Raw genomic sequence first — 17,428 nt, 5'->3', positions numbered from 1 at the left:
AAAACCGGCCGCTTGCGCTAGTCGAACATGCCCAAGCAGCTATCAAATCAATAGCAAATCATGCTTCCTTTCCCATCCCGTTCGCGCGCATGCCGCGCGCCGCGCACCGCCGTCGCACAGGCCGCCCTGTTGGTGCTGTGCAGTGCCGCTGCCCAGGCGCAGACCACCACCGTCCCATCGCCCACTGCCGAGGTCACACTGGCCCCCGTCACCGTGTCTTCGGGCGCGGAGCAAGAGAACCCGACGGCCCCCGTCACCGGCTTTGTGGCCCAGCGTGCGCTCAGCGCCACCAAGACCGACACGCCACTCATCGAAACCCCGCAAGCCATCAGCGTGGTCACCCGCGACCAGATGGAGGCGCAGGGCGTGCAGACGCTGCGGCAGGTGACGGCGTACACCGCAGGCGCTGTGTCCAACTACTTTGACAGCCGCGTGGACAGCTTCGCCGCGCGCGGCGGCACCGTGTCGCAATACCAGGACGGCCTGCTGCGCACCTATGGCACCTACAACACCAGCCGGCCAGACCCCTACACGCTGGAGCGCGTGGAGTTTCTGCGTGGCCCCACCTCCGTGCTGTACGGCCAGGGCAGCGTGGGCGGCGTGCTCAACCCGAGAGCGTGACTACGACCTGTCTGGGGTCGCGTTGGAGTGCAATCGGGATGAGTGGATGCTTCGGGTGCGCCGCATGGGCTCATGCCCATGCAAGCGGCCGGGGCGTCCAATCGCCCGATTTCACTCCAACCCTTCGGGCAAGTGCCTTGCCGGGCGGTCTGCGGCGTTGCGGCGCTTGTGGATAGCCGAGCTATCCACTGCGCACCGCGCCTTGCATCCCATCCCGGCAAGGCATTTGCGCGCCCCCGGACAGGTCGTAGTCACGCTCTTTGCAAGCGCCCGCAGGCCGACACCCTGCGCGAGGTGCAGGTGCAGCTGGGCAACAACGCACGCAAGCAGATCGCCGCCGACCTGACGGGCGCGCTCGACCAGGACGGCCAGTGGCTCTATCGCCTGGTGGCCGTGGGCCGCGACAGCGGCACGCAGGTGGACCATGTGGACGACAACCGCGTGGTGTTTGCGCCATCGCTCACCTGGAAACCCAATGCCGACACGTCGCTCACGCTGCAGGCGCTGCACCAGAAGGACCAAAGCGGCTCGCTCATCGGCTTCTTCCCGTGGCAAGGCACGCAGCTGCCCAGCCAGTACGGCCAGATTCCGCGCAACACCTTCATCAGCGAGCCGGGCTGGGATGCGTACGACACCCGCAACAACTCCTGGGGCTACCTGTTCAGCCACCGCCTGAACAGCGACTGGACCGTGCGCCAGAACCTGCGCCGCACCGTGAGCGAGGTGGACTACCGCACCATCTACACCAGCTTCACCACCAACGCTGCCACGGGCCGCCCTGCGCGCCCGGTGTTCAACAGCGACAACCGCACGCTGGTACGCGACGCGGTGTGGAACCTCAACACCGGCCGCATGCTGCTCATCGACACGCAGCTCGAAGGCAAGCTGCAGGCGGGCAGTACCGCGCACACAGTGCTCGCAGGCCTGGACGTGCAGCGCAACCACACCGGCCAGCAGGCATGGCGCGCGGTGGCGTCGTCCATCGATGTGTACAACCCGGTGTACGGCAACTTCACGCCACCCACTGCGGCGCAGCTGGTGCGCCAGCCCAGCGTGGTGCAAAAGCAGCTGGGGTTCTACGCGCAAGACCAGATCCAATGGGGCCGCTGGACGGCCACGCTGGGCCTGCGCCACGACAGTGCGCAGACCGATACCGAAGGCCGCCCTGCCGCTGCCGTGGACGACAAAGCCTGGACCAAACGTGCGGGCGTGACGTACCAGATGGACGGCGGCTGGGCGCCGTATGTGGGCTATTCCGAATCGTTCCAGCCCCTGGGCGGGCTTGACGCGTACGGCACCCCTTACAAGCCGCAGCGCGGTGAACAGTGGGAGGCGGGTGTGAAGTGGCAGCCGCCGGGCCAGGGCATCAGCGCGTTTGCCGCTGTGTACACCCTGCGCGAAAAGAACCGCAAGACCACCGACCCCAGCAACCCGCTCAACAGCCTGCAGATCGGCGAAGTGAAGGTCAACGGCTTCGAGGCCGAAGTGCAGGCCAGCCTGGCGCGCCAGTGGGACTTTACGCTGGCCTACGCCTTCACCGACGCCCAGATCAGCCGCAGCAACGCAGGAGACCAGGGCCAGGCCGTGGCCGGCGTGCCCCGGCACACTGCATCGGCCTGGCTGAGCCACCGCTTTGCAGCGCAGGGGCGTGGCGGCTGGGTGGTGGGCGCGGGCGTGCGCTACACCGGCTCGCAGTGGACGGGCACCAGCGCCATCACCACCCCGGCGGCCACCCTGGCCGATGCCATGGTGGCCTACGACGCTGGCGACTGGCGCGTGGCCTTCAACGTGGTGAACCTGACCGACAAGGTGCATATCACCCAGTGCCTGGCACGCGGGGACTGCTTTTACGGACAGGCGCGCACCTACACGCTGACCTCGACGTACCGGTTCTAAGTCCCGGTTCTAGGCGCCGGTTGGCGATCCCACAAGGGATAGTCAAGGGATTGCCGCCACGCCACAAGCTGCCGTGCAGGGCTCGCACGGCGGCAGTGGCCTGTACGCAGCGCCACGCCGGTGCCAGCCCGCGCGGGGCTTGCACCACATTCGCGACCTTCCAAGGGGCTCCAAGGGACTCAAAGGGGCTCCGGGCTCCACCCGAAGTTGGGTTCTGGCGCGCCATACCAGAACCATGTTGCGCCGCAACGACATTTGGATGACAAAAAGGTGTTTACCCCGCTGGCGGCCAATCACGGCGGCCAGTAGCATCCCCCTCCGTTGCAAAGTGCAACGATCACATCACCACAGGCATCAAACTTGCTTGTAGCGGCGGCCCGAAGGCATCACCCCTGTGCGTTTTTGGCCGGTGATTATTTGTCGTCAAACAAAATTTGATTTAAGGAACCTCGCGAATGAAAACATTGAACCGCTGCGCCCTCGCCGCGCTGGCCCTGGTGGGTACGTCTGCTGCCTTTGCACAGAGCAGCGTCACCCTGTACGGCCGGGTCAACACGACCTTCGAACACCAAAAAGACGGCGATGTCTCCAAGACCGGTCTGTTCAACAACTCCTCCCGCTTCGGCTTCAAGGGCCAGGAAGACCTGGGCGGCGGCCTTATGGCTGGCTTCCAACTGGAAAGCGGCTTTGACTCCAGCTCCGGCGCTTCCGACTCGCGCGGTATTTTTGCCCGCCAGAGCGAAGTGAACCTGTCCGGCGGCTTCGGCATGGTACGCCTGGGCAACTTCACGTCCGAGTCGTACTACGCCACGGCCGACTTCATCAGCAACCACAACCACGACACCGGCTCGTCGGCTGACGCCCTGTACGCCTACCCCGCCCGTGACGTGAACAAGATCGCTTACCGCACCCCCAGCCTGGGCGGCGCAACGTTCGAAGCCGGCTGGGCCCAGCACGAGCAGCCCAGCGGCACCGGCGGCAAGAACAGCCTAGACCTGGCTGCCAACTACGAAATCGGCAAGTTGGGCCTGGGCGCTGGTTACTCCAAGCTGGGCGACCAGAACCAGTTCGCAGTGCGCGCTTCGTACTCCACCGGTCCTTTCGTGATGGGCGCCTACGTGCAACGCGACAAGAACGTGTTCATCGCCAACGGCGGCAACCGCACCAACCTGCGCCTGTCGGCCGCCTACATCATGGGTGTGTCCGAGTTCCACGTGAACGTGGGCCGTGCTGGCAACTACTCCAACGTGTCCAACAGCGCCGCCACCCAGTACACACTGGGCTACAACTACAACCTGAGCAAGCGCACCAAGATCTACACGTACTACACCCGCATCAACAACAGCCAGGCAGCCACCTACGGCGTGTCGGCTCCGGGTAACGACTTCAGCTCCTTCGCCGTGGGCGTGCGCCACAACTTCTGATAGCGCCCCACACGCTGCTGCCCTGACTGGTGGGAGGGCAGACACACAGCCAATTACCCCGCACTCCTTTTTTTGGGAGTGCGGGGTTTTTTATGCCTGCTACCGGTTGGAAAAGGCACACAGCCCTTGGGCGGACGCGGCGCCGACCACCCAACCCGGCGCCCCCCACAGGGCCGTTCAGCCACTGCAAACCCAGCCCCGCCCACAGGCTTTTGCAGCGGCCGATACTCTGCGCCACACAGGCCCGGCAATGGCTGCCTGGCTGTGAAACGGGGAGCACAGGACCATGCCAACACCGCGCCACGCAGTCATCGCCACCCTGGCGTTCTGGGCCCTGGCCGCATCTGCCCAGACCCCAGCGCCCGTGGTGCTGGACGACCTGCACGGCCTGCGCATCGACAAGACCGAAGTCACCATCGCCCAGTTTGCGCGCTACGCGCGGGCCACCGGCACCACCACCCGTGCCGAGCGCGAAGGCGGCGGTTTTGAATACGTGGGCGGCTGGCAGCGCCGCGCGGGCTGGACCTGGCAGCGCCCCGACGGCTCACCGCCCGACACCGACCAGTTGCCCGCCGTGCACCTCACCCACACCGAGGCCCAGGCGTACTGCCAATGGGCCGGCGGCCGCCTGCCCACCGCCGCCGAGTGGCGCACCGCCGGCTTTACCGAGCTGCGCAGCCAACCACCCACGCCCTGGGTGCGTGGCACCACCTACCCCTGGACCACGGGCCACAGCCCGCAGGGCGCCAACACCAGCGACCCCGACCCCTGGCCCCGCGCCGCGCCCGTCAACGCCACTGTGGCCGGAGTGAACGGCCTGCACGACATGGGCGCCAATGTGTGGGAATGGGCGGCCGATGCGCGTGGCGACGAGCGGCGCACGATGGGCGGATCCTGGTGGTATCCCGCCTCGCAAATGCGCGCGGATGTCGAGGCCTGGAAGCCTGCGGACTTCTATGCGGTGTACATCGGCTTTCGCTGCGTGTACGACCCGGTGAAACAGCGCTGAGAACCCGTACTGTGCGGGTGCGAACTCAGTGCCCGCCGAACCTCGCTACCTGCCGCAGCCCGCCCGTCAGGCCCCACAGCGATACGCACCAGCCGTCACACCCCTCAGACACCACAAGGCCCGGCAGGTCGTTGCCGTCGATGTCCACGTAGCTGTCGGGCTTGCCGGGCACCTCGCCCATGTAGGCATAGCCGCTACTGCCACGCACAAAAACATGGTGCCGCTGGGCTCCGTAAAAAGCGTCCGGGTCGCGCACCACCCTGCCAGGCACCACCACGGTGGTGCGTGCGCCCTGGGGCTGCTGAATCGTGCGTGCAGCACCCCATTGGAGCTGGCGGCGCAGCGCGCCAAACCGGCGGTCGTCCGACTGCACGAACGACTGCAGTGCGACAAGCTGCTCGGCGTCGGGTTTGGCAACCAGCCACTGGGGCGTGCGCGGCGGCGTGAGGGCGAAGAGCCGGTACTGCGGGTTGTCTGTCCGGGGCCTGGGCCCCTGCACGGTCAGGGCTGCGGCGTAGGGTTCTTCCTGCCCGGCAGACTTCGGCGGCAGTTCTGCCTTGCACTGGAATCGGGTGCCTGATTGCATCGCAAATACCGGCGTACCGGCATTGCAGTGCCGCACCAGTTGCTGCAGGTGCGCTGGGTTCTCAAAGTGTGCCCACACCGGGCCATCGTCAGGCGACAGCCAGGCAAAGAACAGCCCGGGACGCTGGCTGGAGCTCTCCTTCTCCTCGCCCGCCCAGGCAAGGGGCACGCAGGCCAGCGCAACGATGAGGGCTAGGCATGGCCGGGGCAGCATGGGCAGGGCACTCCTGAAATGGGGGACGGTGGGTAGCTGCCACCTTTGGTGCCCGCAGGTCTTCAACGCCCCGCCATTGTGCCGCCCCGTGCAATCTTCCAAAAGCAAAAAGGCCCCCGATGCCCATGGCACCGGAGGCCTGTGTCCAAGGAGCAACGAGCGCGATGGTTACACGTTCATGATCGACACCAGGCGCGTGTTCAGGTGCGCCTCGATGGCCTCGGGGCCACCCTCGGAGCCGTAGCCCGAATCCTTCAGGCCGCCAAAGGGCAGCTCGGCGGCAGGGGCGGCGGCCTGGTTGATCCAGAGCATGCCCACTTCCAGGCGCTGGGCCAGCAGGTGCGCGTTCTTCAGCGACGAGGTGAACGCATAACCCGCCAGGCCAAACGGCAAGCGGTTGGCTTCGGCTATGGCGTCTTCAATCTTCTCAAACCCGCGAATCGCGGCCACGGGGCCAAAGGGCTCTTCGTTCACGATGCGGGCCGACAGGGGCACGTCGTTCAGCACGGTGGGCTGGAAGAAGTTGCCTTCGGTGCCAATGCGCTCGCCACCGGTCAGCACCTTGGCGCCCTGCTGCACCGCATCGGCCAGCAAGTCGGCCATGGCGGTGATGCGGCGCGGATTGGCCAGCGGGCCCATCTGCGTGCCAGCCGTGAGACCGTCGCCGACCTTCAGGCCCTGGGCGTACTTGGCAAACGCGGAGGCAAAGTCGGCGCGGATGCTTTCGTGCACCAGGTAGCGCGTGGGCGAGATGCAGACCTGGCCCGCATTGCGGAACTTGGCACCGCTGCCGATCTTGATAGCGAGTTCGAGGTCGGCGTCTTCGGCCACGATCACCGGGGCGTGGCCGCCCAGCTCCATCGTCACGCGCTTCATGTGCTTGCCCGCCAGCGCGGCCAGCTGCTTGCCCACGGGCGTGGAGCCGGTGAACGTGACCTTGCGGATGATGGGGTGCGGGATCAGGTAGCTGGAGATTTCCGCCGGGTCGCCATAGACCAGGCCCACGGTGCCTGCGGGCACGCCCGCATCGGCAAACGCACGGATCAGCTCGGCCGGGCTGGCGGGGGTTTCTTCAGGTGCCTTGACCAAGATGGAGCAACCGGCACCCAGCGCAGCGGCCAGCTTGCGCACCACCTGGTTGATGGGGAAGTTCCACGGCGTGAAGGCCGCCACGGGTCCCACCGGGTCCTTCAGCACCATCTGCGTGGCCTTGAGATTGCGCGAGGGCACGATGCGGCCGTACACACGCAGCGACTCGTCGGCAAACCATTCGATGATGTCGGCGGACGCCATGGTCTCGACCTTGGCCTCGGCCAGGGGCTTGCCTTGCTCTTGCACCATGATGGCGGCAATGGCCTCGGCGCGCTCGCGCATCAGGGCCGCTGCGCGGCGCATGGTCTTGGCGCGCTCGGCGGCAGGCATGTCACGCCAGGCTTCAAAGCCCTTTTGTGCGGCGTCCAGCGCACGGTCCAGATCGACCTTGGTGGCATGGGCCACGCGGCCGATTTCCTTGCCCGTGGCGGGGTTGAACACGGCAAGGGTCTTGCCTTCGGCGGCGTCTTGCCACTGGCCTGCGATGAAGAGCTGGGTGTTGGGATAGGTCATGAGCGTTGGTTGGTCAGCCAAGGTGGTGAAAAAATCAAAAAAACGACTATACGCCTGCGATGATGGCTGTGTATTTCAAGGAGATTGCATGCGAGAAGTAGTCCAAAGCCTCGAAGAGTCGCGCATCCGCGAAGTGGCCAACGAAGGCCTGGGGCGCAGCGACGTGCTGAAGTTCTGGTTTGGCGAGAGCGACGAAGTGACGCCCGATTTCATCCGCGAGGCGGCCATTGCGTCGCTGCAGCACGGTGAAACCTTTTATGCCCATAACCTGGGCCTGCCCGAACTGCGCCACGCGATTGCGGGCTACATGCACGGCCTGCACCCGCAGCAGCACACCGATGCGTGGTTTGACCGCATCGCCGTCACATCGGGCGGCGTGAACGGCCTGATGGTGGCCGTGCAGGCCCTGGTGGACGCGGGCGACGAAGTGGTGCTGGTCACGCCCGTGTGGCCCAACCTGGTGGCGCAGCCGCGCATTCTGGGCGCACAGGTGCGCACCGTGCCCCTGGTGGCCGACGCACAGGGCGCGTGGCGGCTGGACATGGATGCACTGCTCGGTGCCATCACGCCCAGCACGCGCCTGCTGGTGGTCAACGCTCCCAACAACCCCACGGGCTGGACGCTGACGCGCGAGGAACAAGCCACCATCCTGGCCCACTGCCGCCGCACGGGCACGTGGATCTTGGCGGACGAGGTGTACGAGCGCCTGTACTACGCAGGCGACACGGCCAACGGCGCCGCGCCCAGCTTTCTGGACGTGGCCGAGCCCGAGGACCGGCTGATCGTGACCCACAGCTTTTCCAAGAGTTTTTTGATGACCGGCTGGCGCCTTGGGTGGCTGGTGCTGCCGCCGTCGCTGACGCATGCCGTCGGCAAGTTGATCGAGTTCAACACTTCGTGCGCACCGGTGTTTGTGCAGCGCGGGGCGACGGTGGCGCTGCAGCGCACGGATGAGGTGACACCTGCGCTGGTGGCGCATCTGAAGACCTGCCGGGACACGCTGGTGCCGCTGCTGGCCGATGTGCCGGGGGTGTCGGTGGCCACGCCGCGTGGGGGGATGTATGCGTTTTTCCGCATCGACGGGCATGACGATTGCCTGACGCTGGCCAAGCGGCTGGTGCGGGAGGCGGGGTTGGGGTTGGCGCCGGGAAGTGCGTTTGGGGGGGAGGCGTCGGGGTGGTTGCGGTGGTGTTTTGCGAGTCGGGATGTGGGGAGGTTGGAGGAAGGGGTGGGGAGGTTGAGGGGGTGGTTGAAGGGGTGAGCGGGGGTTTTTGAGCCTTTTTGGCCGCAAGCGCTAGTGGGATATGCGCTGGTAGCTATGCTTTTTGAAGTGCCCACCATCCATGCAAAGAACTGTGTGCCCGGTTAACGGCATGCTTTGATGGAGGGCGGAGGCCGGGAGTCGCCCGGCATGCGAGTCCCTTTCTTTCGCGTCGCCGAAAGAAAGGAACCAAAGAAAGGGCGACCCCACTGGCTGCGTCCCCTGCGCTTCGCTCCGGGGCAACCTGCGGTGCTCGGGTTTGGCGGGGTCTCGCTCAACTCGCGCCGCTGCGCGTCGCTCAGACACACGCGAGCCCTGATCCGCCAAACCCTGCGCTCCTCGGCGCATCCAGAGGGGCAAAGGGGACAGAACATCCACACGGGCCTTTGCTTCGCTCGGCCCCATCTCGCCGGCGCAAGCGCCACGCGCTGCGCAACTTGAGCCGAGCGCAGCGATGGCCCGAATGGATGTCCGGCTGTTTGGATGTTCTGCTCCCACCCCTGCTGGCTGCGCCTGCGGCGGGGCGGTTGCGGGGTGAGCATGGGCGTCGAAGCGCCCATGCCTCGTGAACTGACTCGCCGTGGCTGTCCGAGCGGCGCGCCGCAGGCGCAAAGCGAGTTCCACGGCGCACCCCGCAACCGACACGACGCAGGTTTGCCCCGTAGCGAAGCGCAGGGGTCGCAGACTGGGGGTCGCCTTTTCTTTGGTGACTTTCTTTTGGCGAAGCAAGAGAAAGTTACTCGCACGCCGGGCGACTCCCGGCCTCCGCCCTCAACCGAGGCATGCGGTTCAATCAGCGCACAAAAACCAACACTACAAAATCAATAGCTACCAGCGCATATCCCACTAGCGCAAGCAGCCAAATCCGCGAAAAAAGCTACTGCGACACCGCAGCCATCTTCACCGCCGGCTGATCCCCCCACCCTCCCCCAAGCGCCCGAATCAACCCCACCGTCGCCACATACTGCGCCGTCCGCACCTGCAACTCCTGCCGCCGATTGCGCAACTCGCTGCGCCGCGCGTCCAGCAACTCCAGCTGGCTCACCAGCCCATTGCGATACCGCACATCCGACAACTGCGTCGCCCGCCGCGCAGCCGTCACCGCCCGCCCTTGCGCCTCGGCCTGGCCGGAGAGCAAACGCAGCGAGGTCAGCTGATCCTCTACATCACGGAACGCATTGAGCACCTGCCCCCGGTGGTCCGCCAGCGCAGCCTCCAGGCGCGCCTTGGCGCCTACGATCTGCGCATCGCGCTGGCCGCCGTCAAAGATCGGCAGCGACAGCAGCGCACTCACACCCCAGGCTCGGGCCGACCACTTGAACAGGTCCCCCAACTCGGGCGACGCATGACCCGCATTGCCGGTGAGCGTGACGGCCGGGAACCACGCCTTCTGCGCCACACCCACACGGGCTTGCGCGGCCAGCACAGCGGCTTGTGCGGCCGACACATCGGGGCGGCGCGCCAGCACCGTGCCGGGCACGCCGGGCGGGATCACCGGCAACGCGGCATCGCCCGTCGCGGGCGGCAGCACAAAGCCGCTGGCCACCTCGCCCGCCAGAACGGCCAGCGCGTTGGTGAGCAGGGCCTGCTGGCGCTGCAAGGCCAGGGCATCAGACTCGGTGGCCGCCACCTCGGTCTGCACACGGGCCACGTCCAGCTCGGCCACATCGCCGGCCTGCAGGCGGCGCTGCGTGAGGCGCAGGGTGTCCTGGTACGCGGCCAGGCTCTCTTGCACCAGCACCTGCTCGGCCTGCACGGCGCGCAGTTGCAGGTACGTTTGCGCCACGTCGGCCTGCACCATCAGGCGCGTGCTTTGCAACAGGGCTTCGCGCGCATGGGCGTCCAGGCGCGCGGCGTCGCTGGTCTGCGAAAGGCGGCCAAACAGGTCCAGCTCGTACGAGGCGTTGAGCCCCGCCGTACCCAGCGTGGCAGGGGCAGCGCTGCCCGTGGTGGCAGCGCCCGCCTGGCGCGTCACACCCGCCGATGCGCCCACTTGCACCGAGCGCGCGGCGTCGGCAGAGCGCAGCAGCGTACGCGCCTCGGCCAGCCGTGCTGCCGCCTGCTGGATGCTGGTGTTGGCCGTGCCCGCACGCTGCACCAGGTCGGCCAGCACCGGATCTTGAAAGCCCAGCCACCACTCGCCGCGCGGCTGCGCCTCGGCGGGGGCGGCCACGGTCCAGGGGGCGGTGGGCAGTGCATCGCCACCTGCCGTGAAATTGGTAGGCACGGGCACACCCGCATGCGGCGCGGGGGCCACGGGCTGGGTCATGCAACCGGCCAGCACCAGGGCGGCGGCCAGGGGTGCCAGCAGGCTGCGCTTGCGCACTGCGAGTGCTCCATCGGTGGAGTTTTTTGTCAAAAGCAAATCGGTCATGGTTGTTCTCCTGCCCCGGCCGCTGCGCCCGCTGCAATTGGCAGCGCGGAGCACGTGGCGAGGGCTACAAAGATGTTTGTTGTCACCGTGGTCAGAAGCATCACTCGTGCTCTTTGCGCGGTGCGGCCAGCACGGGGTGGGCCGTGCCACCGGTGCCTGGGGCGTGCGAGATGGGCGCCACATGCGCGCCATGCTCCACCAGCGGGCGGTTGCCCGCCAGCTTGCGCAGTAGCACATAGAACACGGGCGTGAGGAACAGGCCAAAGGCCGTCACCCCGATCATCCCGGCGAACACCGCCACACCCATGGCGCTGCGCATTTCGGCGCCCGCACCGGTGGACAGCACGAGGGGCAGCACACCCATCACAAACGCCAGCGAGGTCATCAGGATGGGGCGCAGCCGCAGGCGGCTGGCCTCGATGGCGGCCTGCACGGGGGTACGCCCGGCAAACTCCAGCTCACGCGCGAACTCCACGATCAGGATGGCGTTCTTGGCCGACAGCCCCACCAGCACGATGAGCCCGATCTGCGTGAACACGTTGTTGTCGCCCTTGGTGAGCCACACGCCCGTCATCGCGGCCAGGATGCCCATGGGCACGATCAGGATGATGGCGATGGGCAGCGTGAGGCTTTCGTACTGCGCGGCCAGCACCAGGAACACCAGCAGGATGGCCAGCGGGAACACCAGCACGGCAGAGTTGCCCGCCAGGATTTCCTGGTAGGTCAGCTCGGTCCATTCAAACGTGATGCCCTGGGGCAGCGTCTCTTTGGCGATGCGCTCGATGGCGGCCTGGGCCTGGCCCGATGAATAGCCGGGCGCGGGGCCGCCGTTCACGTCAGCAGCCAAGTAGCCGTTGTAGCGCATGGCGCGCTCCGGGCCAAAGCTCGGCTCCATCTTCATCAGCGCCGACAGCGGCACCATCTCGCCGGTGCTGGAGCGCACCTTGAGCAGGCCCACGTCTTCGGCCCGCGCCCGGTAGGCCGCATCGGCCTGCACGCGCACACTGTAGGTGCGGCCAAACTGGTTGAAGTCGTTGGCGTACAGGCTGCCCAGGTAGATCTGCAGCGTGTCGAAGATGTCCGTCACCGGCACGCCCAGCTGGCGCGCCTTGGTGCGGTCGATGTTGGCGTACAGCTGCGGCACGTTGACCTGCCAGCTGGTGAACAGGCCAGCGAGTTCCGGCGTCTGGTAGGCCTTGCCCATGAAGGCCTTCACGGCGTTGTCCATGGCTTCGTAACCCAGCGACGCACGGTCTTCTATCTGCAGCTTGAAGCCGCCCGTGGTGCCCAGACCCGCCACTGGGGGTGGCGGGAACATGGCAATGAACGCGTCCTGGATGCTGCCAAAGGCGTGGTTCAGCTGGCCTGCCACGGCGCCGCCGCTCTGGTCGGCGCGGGTGCGCTCGGCAAAGGGCTTGAGCGTGGCGAACACGATGCCGGAGTTGGAGCTGTTGGTGAAGCCGTTGATCGAGAGGCCCGGGAAGGCAATCGCGTCCTCGACGTTCGGGTTCTCCTTCATGATCTCGCCCATGCGGCGAATCACGTTCTCGGTGCGGTCCAGCGTGGCGCCGTCGGGCAGTTGCGCGAAGCCGATGAGGTACTGCTTGTCCTGCGCGGGCACGAAGCCGCCAGGCACGATCTTGAACAGGCCCATGGTGGCACCCACCAGCGCGAGGTAAATCACGAACATCAGCGCCTTGCGACCGATGACGCGCTTGACACCGCCGCTATACGCTTCAGAGCCGCGATGGAACATGCGGTTGAAGCCACGGAACAAGCCGCCAAACACCTTGTCCATGCCGCGCGTGAGTGCGTCCTTGGGCTCGTCGTGGCCCTTAAGCAGCAAGGCGCTCAGCGCGGGCGACAACGTCAGCGAGTTGATGGCCGAGATCACCGTGGAGATCGCAATCGTCACCGCAAACTGGCGGTAGAACTGGCCCGTCAGGCCGCTGATGAAGGCCAGCGGCACGAACACCGCCACCAGCACCAATGCGATGGCGATGATGGGGCCGGAGACTTCGCGCATGGCGCGGTAGGTGGCCTCGCGCGGGGTCAGGCCCGCCTCGATGTTGCGCTCCACGTTCTCGACCACCACGATGGCGTCGTCCACCACGATGCCGATGGCGAGCACCAGGCCGAACAGCGAAAGCGCATTGATCGAAAAGCCCAGCAGGTGCAGCACGGCAAACGTACCCACCACCGACACCGGCACGGCCAGCAGCGGGATGATGGACGCACGCCAAGTCTGCAGGAACAAAATCACCACCAGCACCACCAGCGCGATGGCTTCGAGCAGCGTGTGGATCACGGACTGGATGGAAGCGCGCACGAACTGCGTGGGGTCGTACGCAATGCGGTACTCCACGCCTTCGGGCATGTTCTTCTGGATCTCGTCCATGGTCTTGCGCACGTTGGCCGAGATGTCGAGCGCGTTGGAGCCCGGGGCCTGGAACACGCCCATGCCCACGGCCGGGTCATTGTTGAGCAGCGAGCGCAGCGAGTAGTCGGCCGCACCCAGCTCCAGTCGGGCAATGTCGCGCAGGCGCGTCACGGCGCCATCAGCACCGGTCTTCACGATGATGTCGCCGAACTCTTCTTCGGTCTGCAGGCGGCCCTGCGCGTTGATGGACAGCTGCAGGTCCACGCCGGGCAGGCCGGGCGATGCGCCCACCACACCGGCGGCAGCCTGCACGTTCTGGCCACGGATGGCCGTGACCACATCGCTGGCCGAGAGGCCGCGCTGCGCGACCTTCTGCGGGTCCAGCCACACACGCATGGAATAGTCGCCGCCGCCGAAGATCTGCACTTGGCCCACGCCCTGGATACGCGCAAGGCGGTCCTTCACATTGAGCACCGCGTAGTTGCGCAGGTAGTCGATGTCGTAGCGGTTGTTGGGCGAGACCAGGTGGACCACCATGGTCAAGTCCGGCGCGCTCTTCACGGTCGTCACGCCCAGGCGGCGCACTTCCTCGGGCAGGCGCGGCTCGGCCTGCGAGACGCGGTTCTGCACCAGCTGCTGGGCCTTGTCGGGGTCGGTGCCCAGGGCAAACGTCACCGTGAGCGTCATCACGCCGTCGGTGGTGGCCTGGCTGCCCATGTAGAGCATGCCTTCCACACCGTTGATGGACTCCTCCAGCGGCGTGGCCAAGGTCTCGGCGATCACCTTGGGGTTGGCGCCCGGATACTGTGCGCGCACCACCACGGAGGGGGGCGCGACTTCAGGGTATTCGGAGATGGGCAGACCGCGCAATGCAATCAGCCCCCCGAGGAAGATGAGCACCGACAGCACCCCGGCGAAGATGGGGCGGTCGATGAAAAAGCGGGACAGATTCATGGATGCAAATTCCTTGCGTCGCTGGTTCGCACGCTCAGGCGGCGGGCGACTTGCTGTTGTTCTTGGCTTCCTTGCGATCACCCGCAATCTCGGCCTTGGCGGTCATGGGCACAGGCTGGGGTGCGACCACGGCACCGGGGCGCACGCGTTGCAGGCCGTTGACGACGATGTTCTCGCCCGCCTTGAGGCCCGAGGTGACCACGCGCAGGCCGTCAATCGGCGCGCCCAGGGTGACCTCGCGGTACTCGGCCTTGTTGCCCTCGCCCACCACCATCACGAACTTCTTGTTCTGGTCGGTGCCCACGGCACGCTCGTTGATCAGCAGCGCCTGCGTGTTGCGGGCCTGGCCCATGCGGATGCGGGCAAACTGGCCGGGGATCAGCGAGCCATCTTCGTTGTCGAACACGGCGCGCACGCGCACGGTACCGCTCTTGGCATCGACCTGGTTGTCGATGAGCTGCAGGCGACCGGCGTAGGGCGTGCCGCCACTGGTGCCCGTGCCCATCTGCACGGGGATGCGCTCGATGAGCTGGCGGGCGCTGTGGCCCTTGGAGCCGCTTTGCAGGTCTGCCAGCGCCTTCACAACGATCTGCTCGTCGGTGTCAAAGCTCGCATAGATGGGGCTCACCGACACCAGCGTGGTCAGCACGGGCGCGCCCGCACCGGCCGCCACCAGGTTGCCCACGGTGACTTCGATGCGGCCCACACGGCCCGCCACGGGGGCGCGCACCTGGGTGTACGAGAGGTTCAGCTTGGCGGTCTGCAGCGCAGCCTGGGCCGCACGCAGGTTGGCATCGGCCTCGCGCTGGGCGTTCAGGCGCTCGTCGTGCTCGCGCTGGGCAATGGCTTTTTCGTCGAGCAGGCGCGTGGCACGCTCCAGCTCGCTGCGGGTGTACGACACGCGGGCCTGCGCGGCCACCACCTGGGCTTCAGCGCGGTCCACCTCGGCGGCGTAGGGGGCCGGGTCCACGGTCACCAGCAGGTCGCCCTGCTTGACCAGCGAGCCTTCGCGGAAGTGCACGGCCTGCACAGCACCCGAGACGCGGGGGCGTACGTCCACGCGCTGCACGGCTTCCAACCGGCCGGAGAACTCGTCCCACAGGGCGATGTCTTTTTGCAGCACGGCAGCCACCGACACCGGCATGGCAGGGGGTGCGGGGGGGGCGCTATCTGCCTGAGCCACGGGTGCCTGGAACACCAGCACGGCAGCCGCCACGGTGGCCGTCACGGCCGTGGCAACGGTGGCCAGACCCAGGGGGCGGCGCTGGGAGAACTTGGAGAAGGATGGGAAGTTCATGGTCACTTTCGATCAGTAGGTGTGCCCTTGTGAAGCACGCTGTGAAACTTGTCTGCCGTGCGCTGGCGCCTGTGGGCTGCGCTCGGCAGGGGTCAATGCAAGGGGGGCGGAATGCAGTCTCGGCAATGACACGGTGGAAAGGTCAATACCCCGGCGACAAACACCAGGGCGGCCTGCGGGGCATCGTCAAAAGACGGTGCAGCCGGGTGCGCTGTGACAGTCGCCGCCGGCCGGTGTGATCAGGAATGCATGCATGGTGTGTTCTTTCCTCCGTGTTGTTTGAATGGCTAACGTGGGCCTAGAACCTGTTGAAAGTCTTTTTGGAGTTGCACAAGTACCTTGCCGGGATGGAATGCAAGGCGCGGTGCACCGCCAATAGCCCGCGCTATTGGCAAGCGCCGCAACGCCGCAGACCGCCCGGCAAGATGCTTGCCCGCAGGGTTGGAGTGAAATCGGGCGATTGGACGCCCCGGTTGCTTGCATGGGCATGAGCCCATGCGGCGCATCCGAGGCATCCACTCATCCCGATTGCATTCCAATGCAATCTCCAAAAAGACTTTCAACAGGTTCTTAGGACATGCGGAGCGGGCAACGCCAGGCAAGCGCTTCCCCTCCGGCACGCCAGGCCGGAAATCAAGGTGCAAAAAGGGAATGGGGCTCGCGCAGAGCCCGCGTTTCTCTGCCTCCACGGGGGTGGAGGTCAGCAGCAGTCAGGGGTGTGAGAAGGTGTCAGGGCCGTCGTCAGGACGGCACCGGACTTCGCGTGGCGGCAAAGAACTGCCGGAACTGCTCTTGCGCCCCCGCCGCACACGGACATTCGTGCGGGCCAGTCTGCAGCAGGGCATCGGGCCATTGCGGGTTCTTGGAGAACACATGGCGGGTGACCGGCAGGCCGGCGGCCTCCAGCCGGGCCGCATAGGCCAGCGCCTCGTCGTGCATGGGGTCGGTGTCGCCCACCAGGATCAGCGTGGGTGGCAGCCCCGCCAGGCGCTGTGCACCGGCCGGCACGGCATAGGGGTGCTCGGCATCGCGCGGGCAGCGCAGAAAGTTGCGCCAGCCTTCGGTCCACTTGCAGCCCGTGGAATCGCCCGTGGCCTCGCGCAGCGACGCGGTGCCCACGCAGGGGTCCAGCATGGGCGACAGCAGAATCTGCCCGGCCAGCGGAGGGTGCGACTGGTCGCGTGCCATCAGCGCCACGGCCGCCGCCAGGTTGCCCCCGGCTTCTTCGCCCGCCAGGTACACGGCAGCGCCCTGCCCGCCAAGCTTGGTGCGGTGCTTGTGCACCCACTTGAGCACCCCGTAACCCGTGTCCACCGGCTGCGGACACGGCGTGAGCGGATAAGCGACCGACACCACCACCGCCCCGGCGCTCTCCAGCAGCGAGGCCACCGTGCAGCCGTTGTCCAGGTCGCCCGACATGAAGGCCCCACCATGGAAGTGCACGACCACCGGCGACGTGTGGCCGGTCTTCTTGCGGCCATACATGCGCACGGCCACGTCCTGCCCCTGGGCCACCTCAATGGTGGAATCGGTGCAGACGGACGAAGCCGCACCAGACGCCTTGGCGGGCGCCGCAGCGGGCTGCGTGGGCAAAGAGGACGAGGACGGGTGGTCGGGCTGCATGGCAGGTACCCAGTAGTTAGGTGATGAGGTGGAGGATCGGTTGACGATGGATGAAATGTAGTGGCTTGGGCTTTTCTGATAAACAGGTCAAACACCACCGCACTGTTTCCAAAAGCTCAACAATCAAACCGAGGTGCCCGTGTGAGAATTCCTCAGCACCCAATCTGGGTGCTGAAGACTCAAGG

General features: G+C 66.5%; 9 protein-coding genes and 2 pseudogenes. 5 read left to right on the top strand and 6 right to left on the bottom strand.

Features of this window, described 5'->3' with window-relative positions:
• Window positions 1-60: 60 nt before the first annotated feature.
• From C380_RS08060 to C380_RS08045, 4 genes and pseudogenes are all read left to right on the top strand, one after another.
• Window positions 61-609: pseudogene (locus C380_RS08060) on the top strand (TonB-dependent receptor plug domain-containing protein); the annotation flags it as partial.
• A 268-nt stretch (window positions 610-877) separates the two neighbouring features.
• Window positions 878-2,517 (top strand): annotated as a pseudogene (locus C380_RS08055) (TonB-dependent siderophore receptor); the annotation flags it as partial.
• Between the two features lie 455 nt (window positions 2,518-2,972).
• The gene (locus tag C380_RS08050; protein ID WP_015013363.1) at window positions 2,973-3,941 is read left to right on the top strand and encodes a porin; all 969 of its coding nucleotides are present in this window, start codon (window positions 2,973-2,975) and stop codon (window positions 3,939-3,941) included.
• 286 nt (window positions 3,942-4,227) lie between these two features.
• Window positions 4,228-4,950 (top strand): formylglycine-generating enzyme family protein, encoded by a 723-nt coding sequence (locus tag C380_RS08045; protein ID WP_015013362.1) that lies wholly within the window; start codon window positions 4,228-4,230, stop codon window positions 4,948-4,950.
• Between the two features lie 25 nt (window positions 4,951-4,975).
• Here the strand turns inward: C380_RS08045 and C380_RS08040 are convergent, their stop codons facing one another.
• Window positions 4,976-5,749 (bottom strand): hypothetical protein, encoded by a 774-nt coding sequence (locus C380_RS08040; protein ID WP_015013361.1) that lies wholly within the window; start codon window positions 5,747-5,749, stop codon window positions 4,976-4,978.
• 168 nt (window positions 5,750-5,917) lie between these two features.
• The gene (locus C380_RS08035; protein ID WP_015013360.1) at window positions 5,918-7,354 is read right to left on the bottom strand and encodes an NAD-dependent succinate-semialdehyde dehydrogenase; all 1,437 of its coding nucleotides are present in this window, start codon (window positions 7,352-7,354) and stop codon (window positions 5,918-5,920) included.
• 88 nt (window positions 7,355-7,442) lie between these two features.
• Between C380_RS08035 and C380_RS08030 the strand changes: the two genes are divergently transcribed.
• A complete protein-coding gene (locus tag C380_RS08030; protein WP_015013359.1) occupies window positions 7,443-8,615 on the top strand; it encodes a pyridoxal phosphate-dependent aminotransferase in 1,173 nt (390 codons plus the stop codon).
• Window positions 8,616-9,492: 877 nt separating this feature from the next.
• Here the strand turns inward: C380_RS08030 and C380_RS08025 are convergent.
• The 4 genes from C380_RS08025 to C380_RS08010 all read right to left on the bottom strand — a co-directional run bounded on the left by C380_RS08025 (window position 9,493) and on the right by C380_RS08010 (window position 17,243).
• Entirely contained in the window at window positions 9,493-10,989 is a 1,497-nt protein-coding gene (locus tag C380_RS08025; protein ID WP_015013358.1) for an efflux transporter outer membrane subunit, read from the bottom strand.
• Window positions 10,990-11,089: 100 nt separating this feature from the next.
• Entirely contained in the window at window positions 11,090-14,323 is a 3,234-nt protein-coding gene (locus C380_RS08020) for an efflux RND transporter permease subunit (protein WP_015013357.1), read from the bottom strand.
• Window positions 14,324-14,357: 34 nt separating this feature from the next.
• The gene (locus C380_RS08015; RefSeq protein ID WP_015013356.1) at window positions 14,358-15,620 is read right to left on the bottom strand and encodes an efflux RND transporter periplasmic adaptor subunit; all 1,263 of its coding nucleotides are present in this window, start codon (window positions 15,618-15,620) and stop codon (window positions 14,358-14,360) included.
• A 741-nt stretch (window positions 15,621-16,361) separates the two neighbouring features.
• Window positions 16,362-17,243, bottom strand: a complete 882-nt coding sequence (locus C380_RS08010; protein WP_015013355.1) for an alpha/beta hydrolase — start codon at window positions 17,241-17,243, stop codon at window positions 16,362-16,364.
• Window positions 17,244-17,428 lie beyond the last annotated feature (185 nt).

The organism is Acidovorax sp. KKS102 (genome assembly GCF_000302535.1).
In the GTDB taxonomy this organism is placed as follows: Bacteria; Pseudomonadota; Gammaproteobacteria; order Burkholderiales; family Burkholderiaceae_C; genus Acidovorax.
Note: the sequence above shows the minus strand (reverse complement) of the source record. Positions and strands in the feature narration are given on the sequence as shown.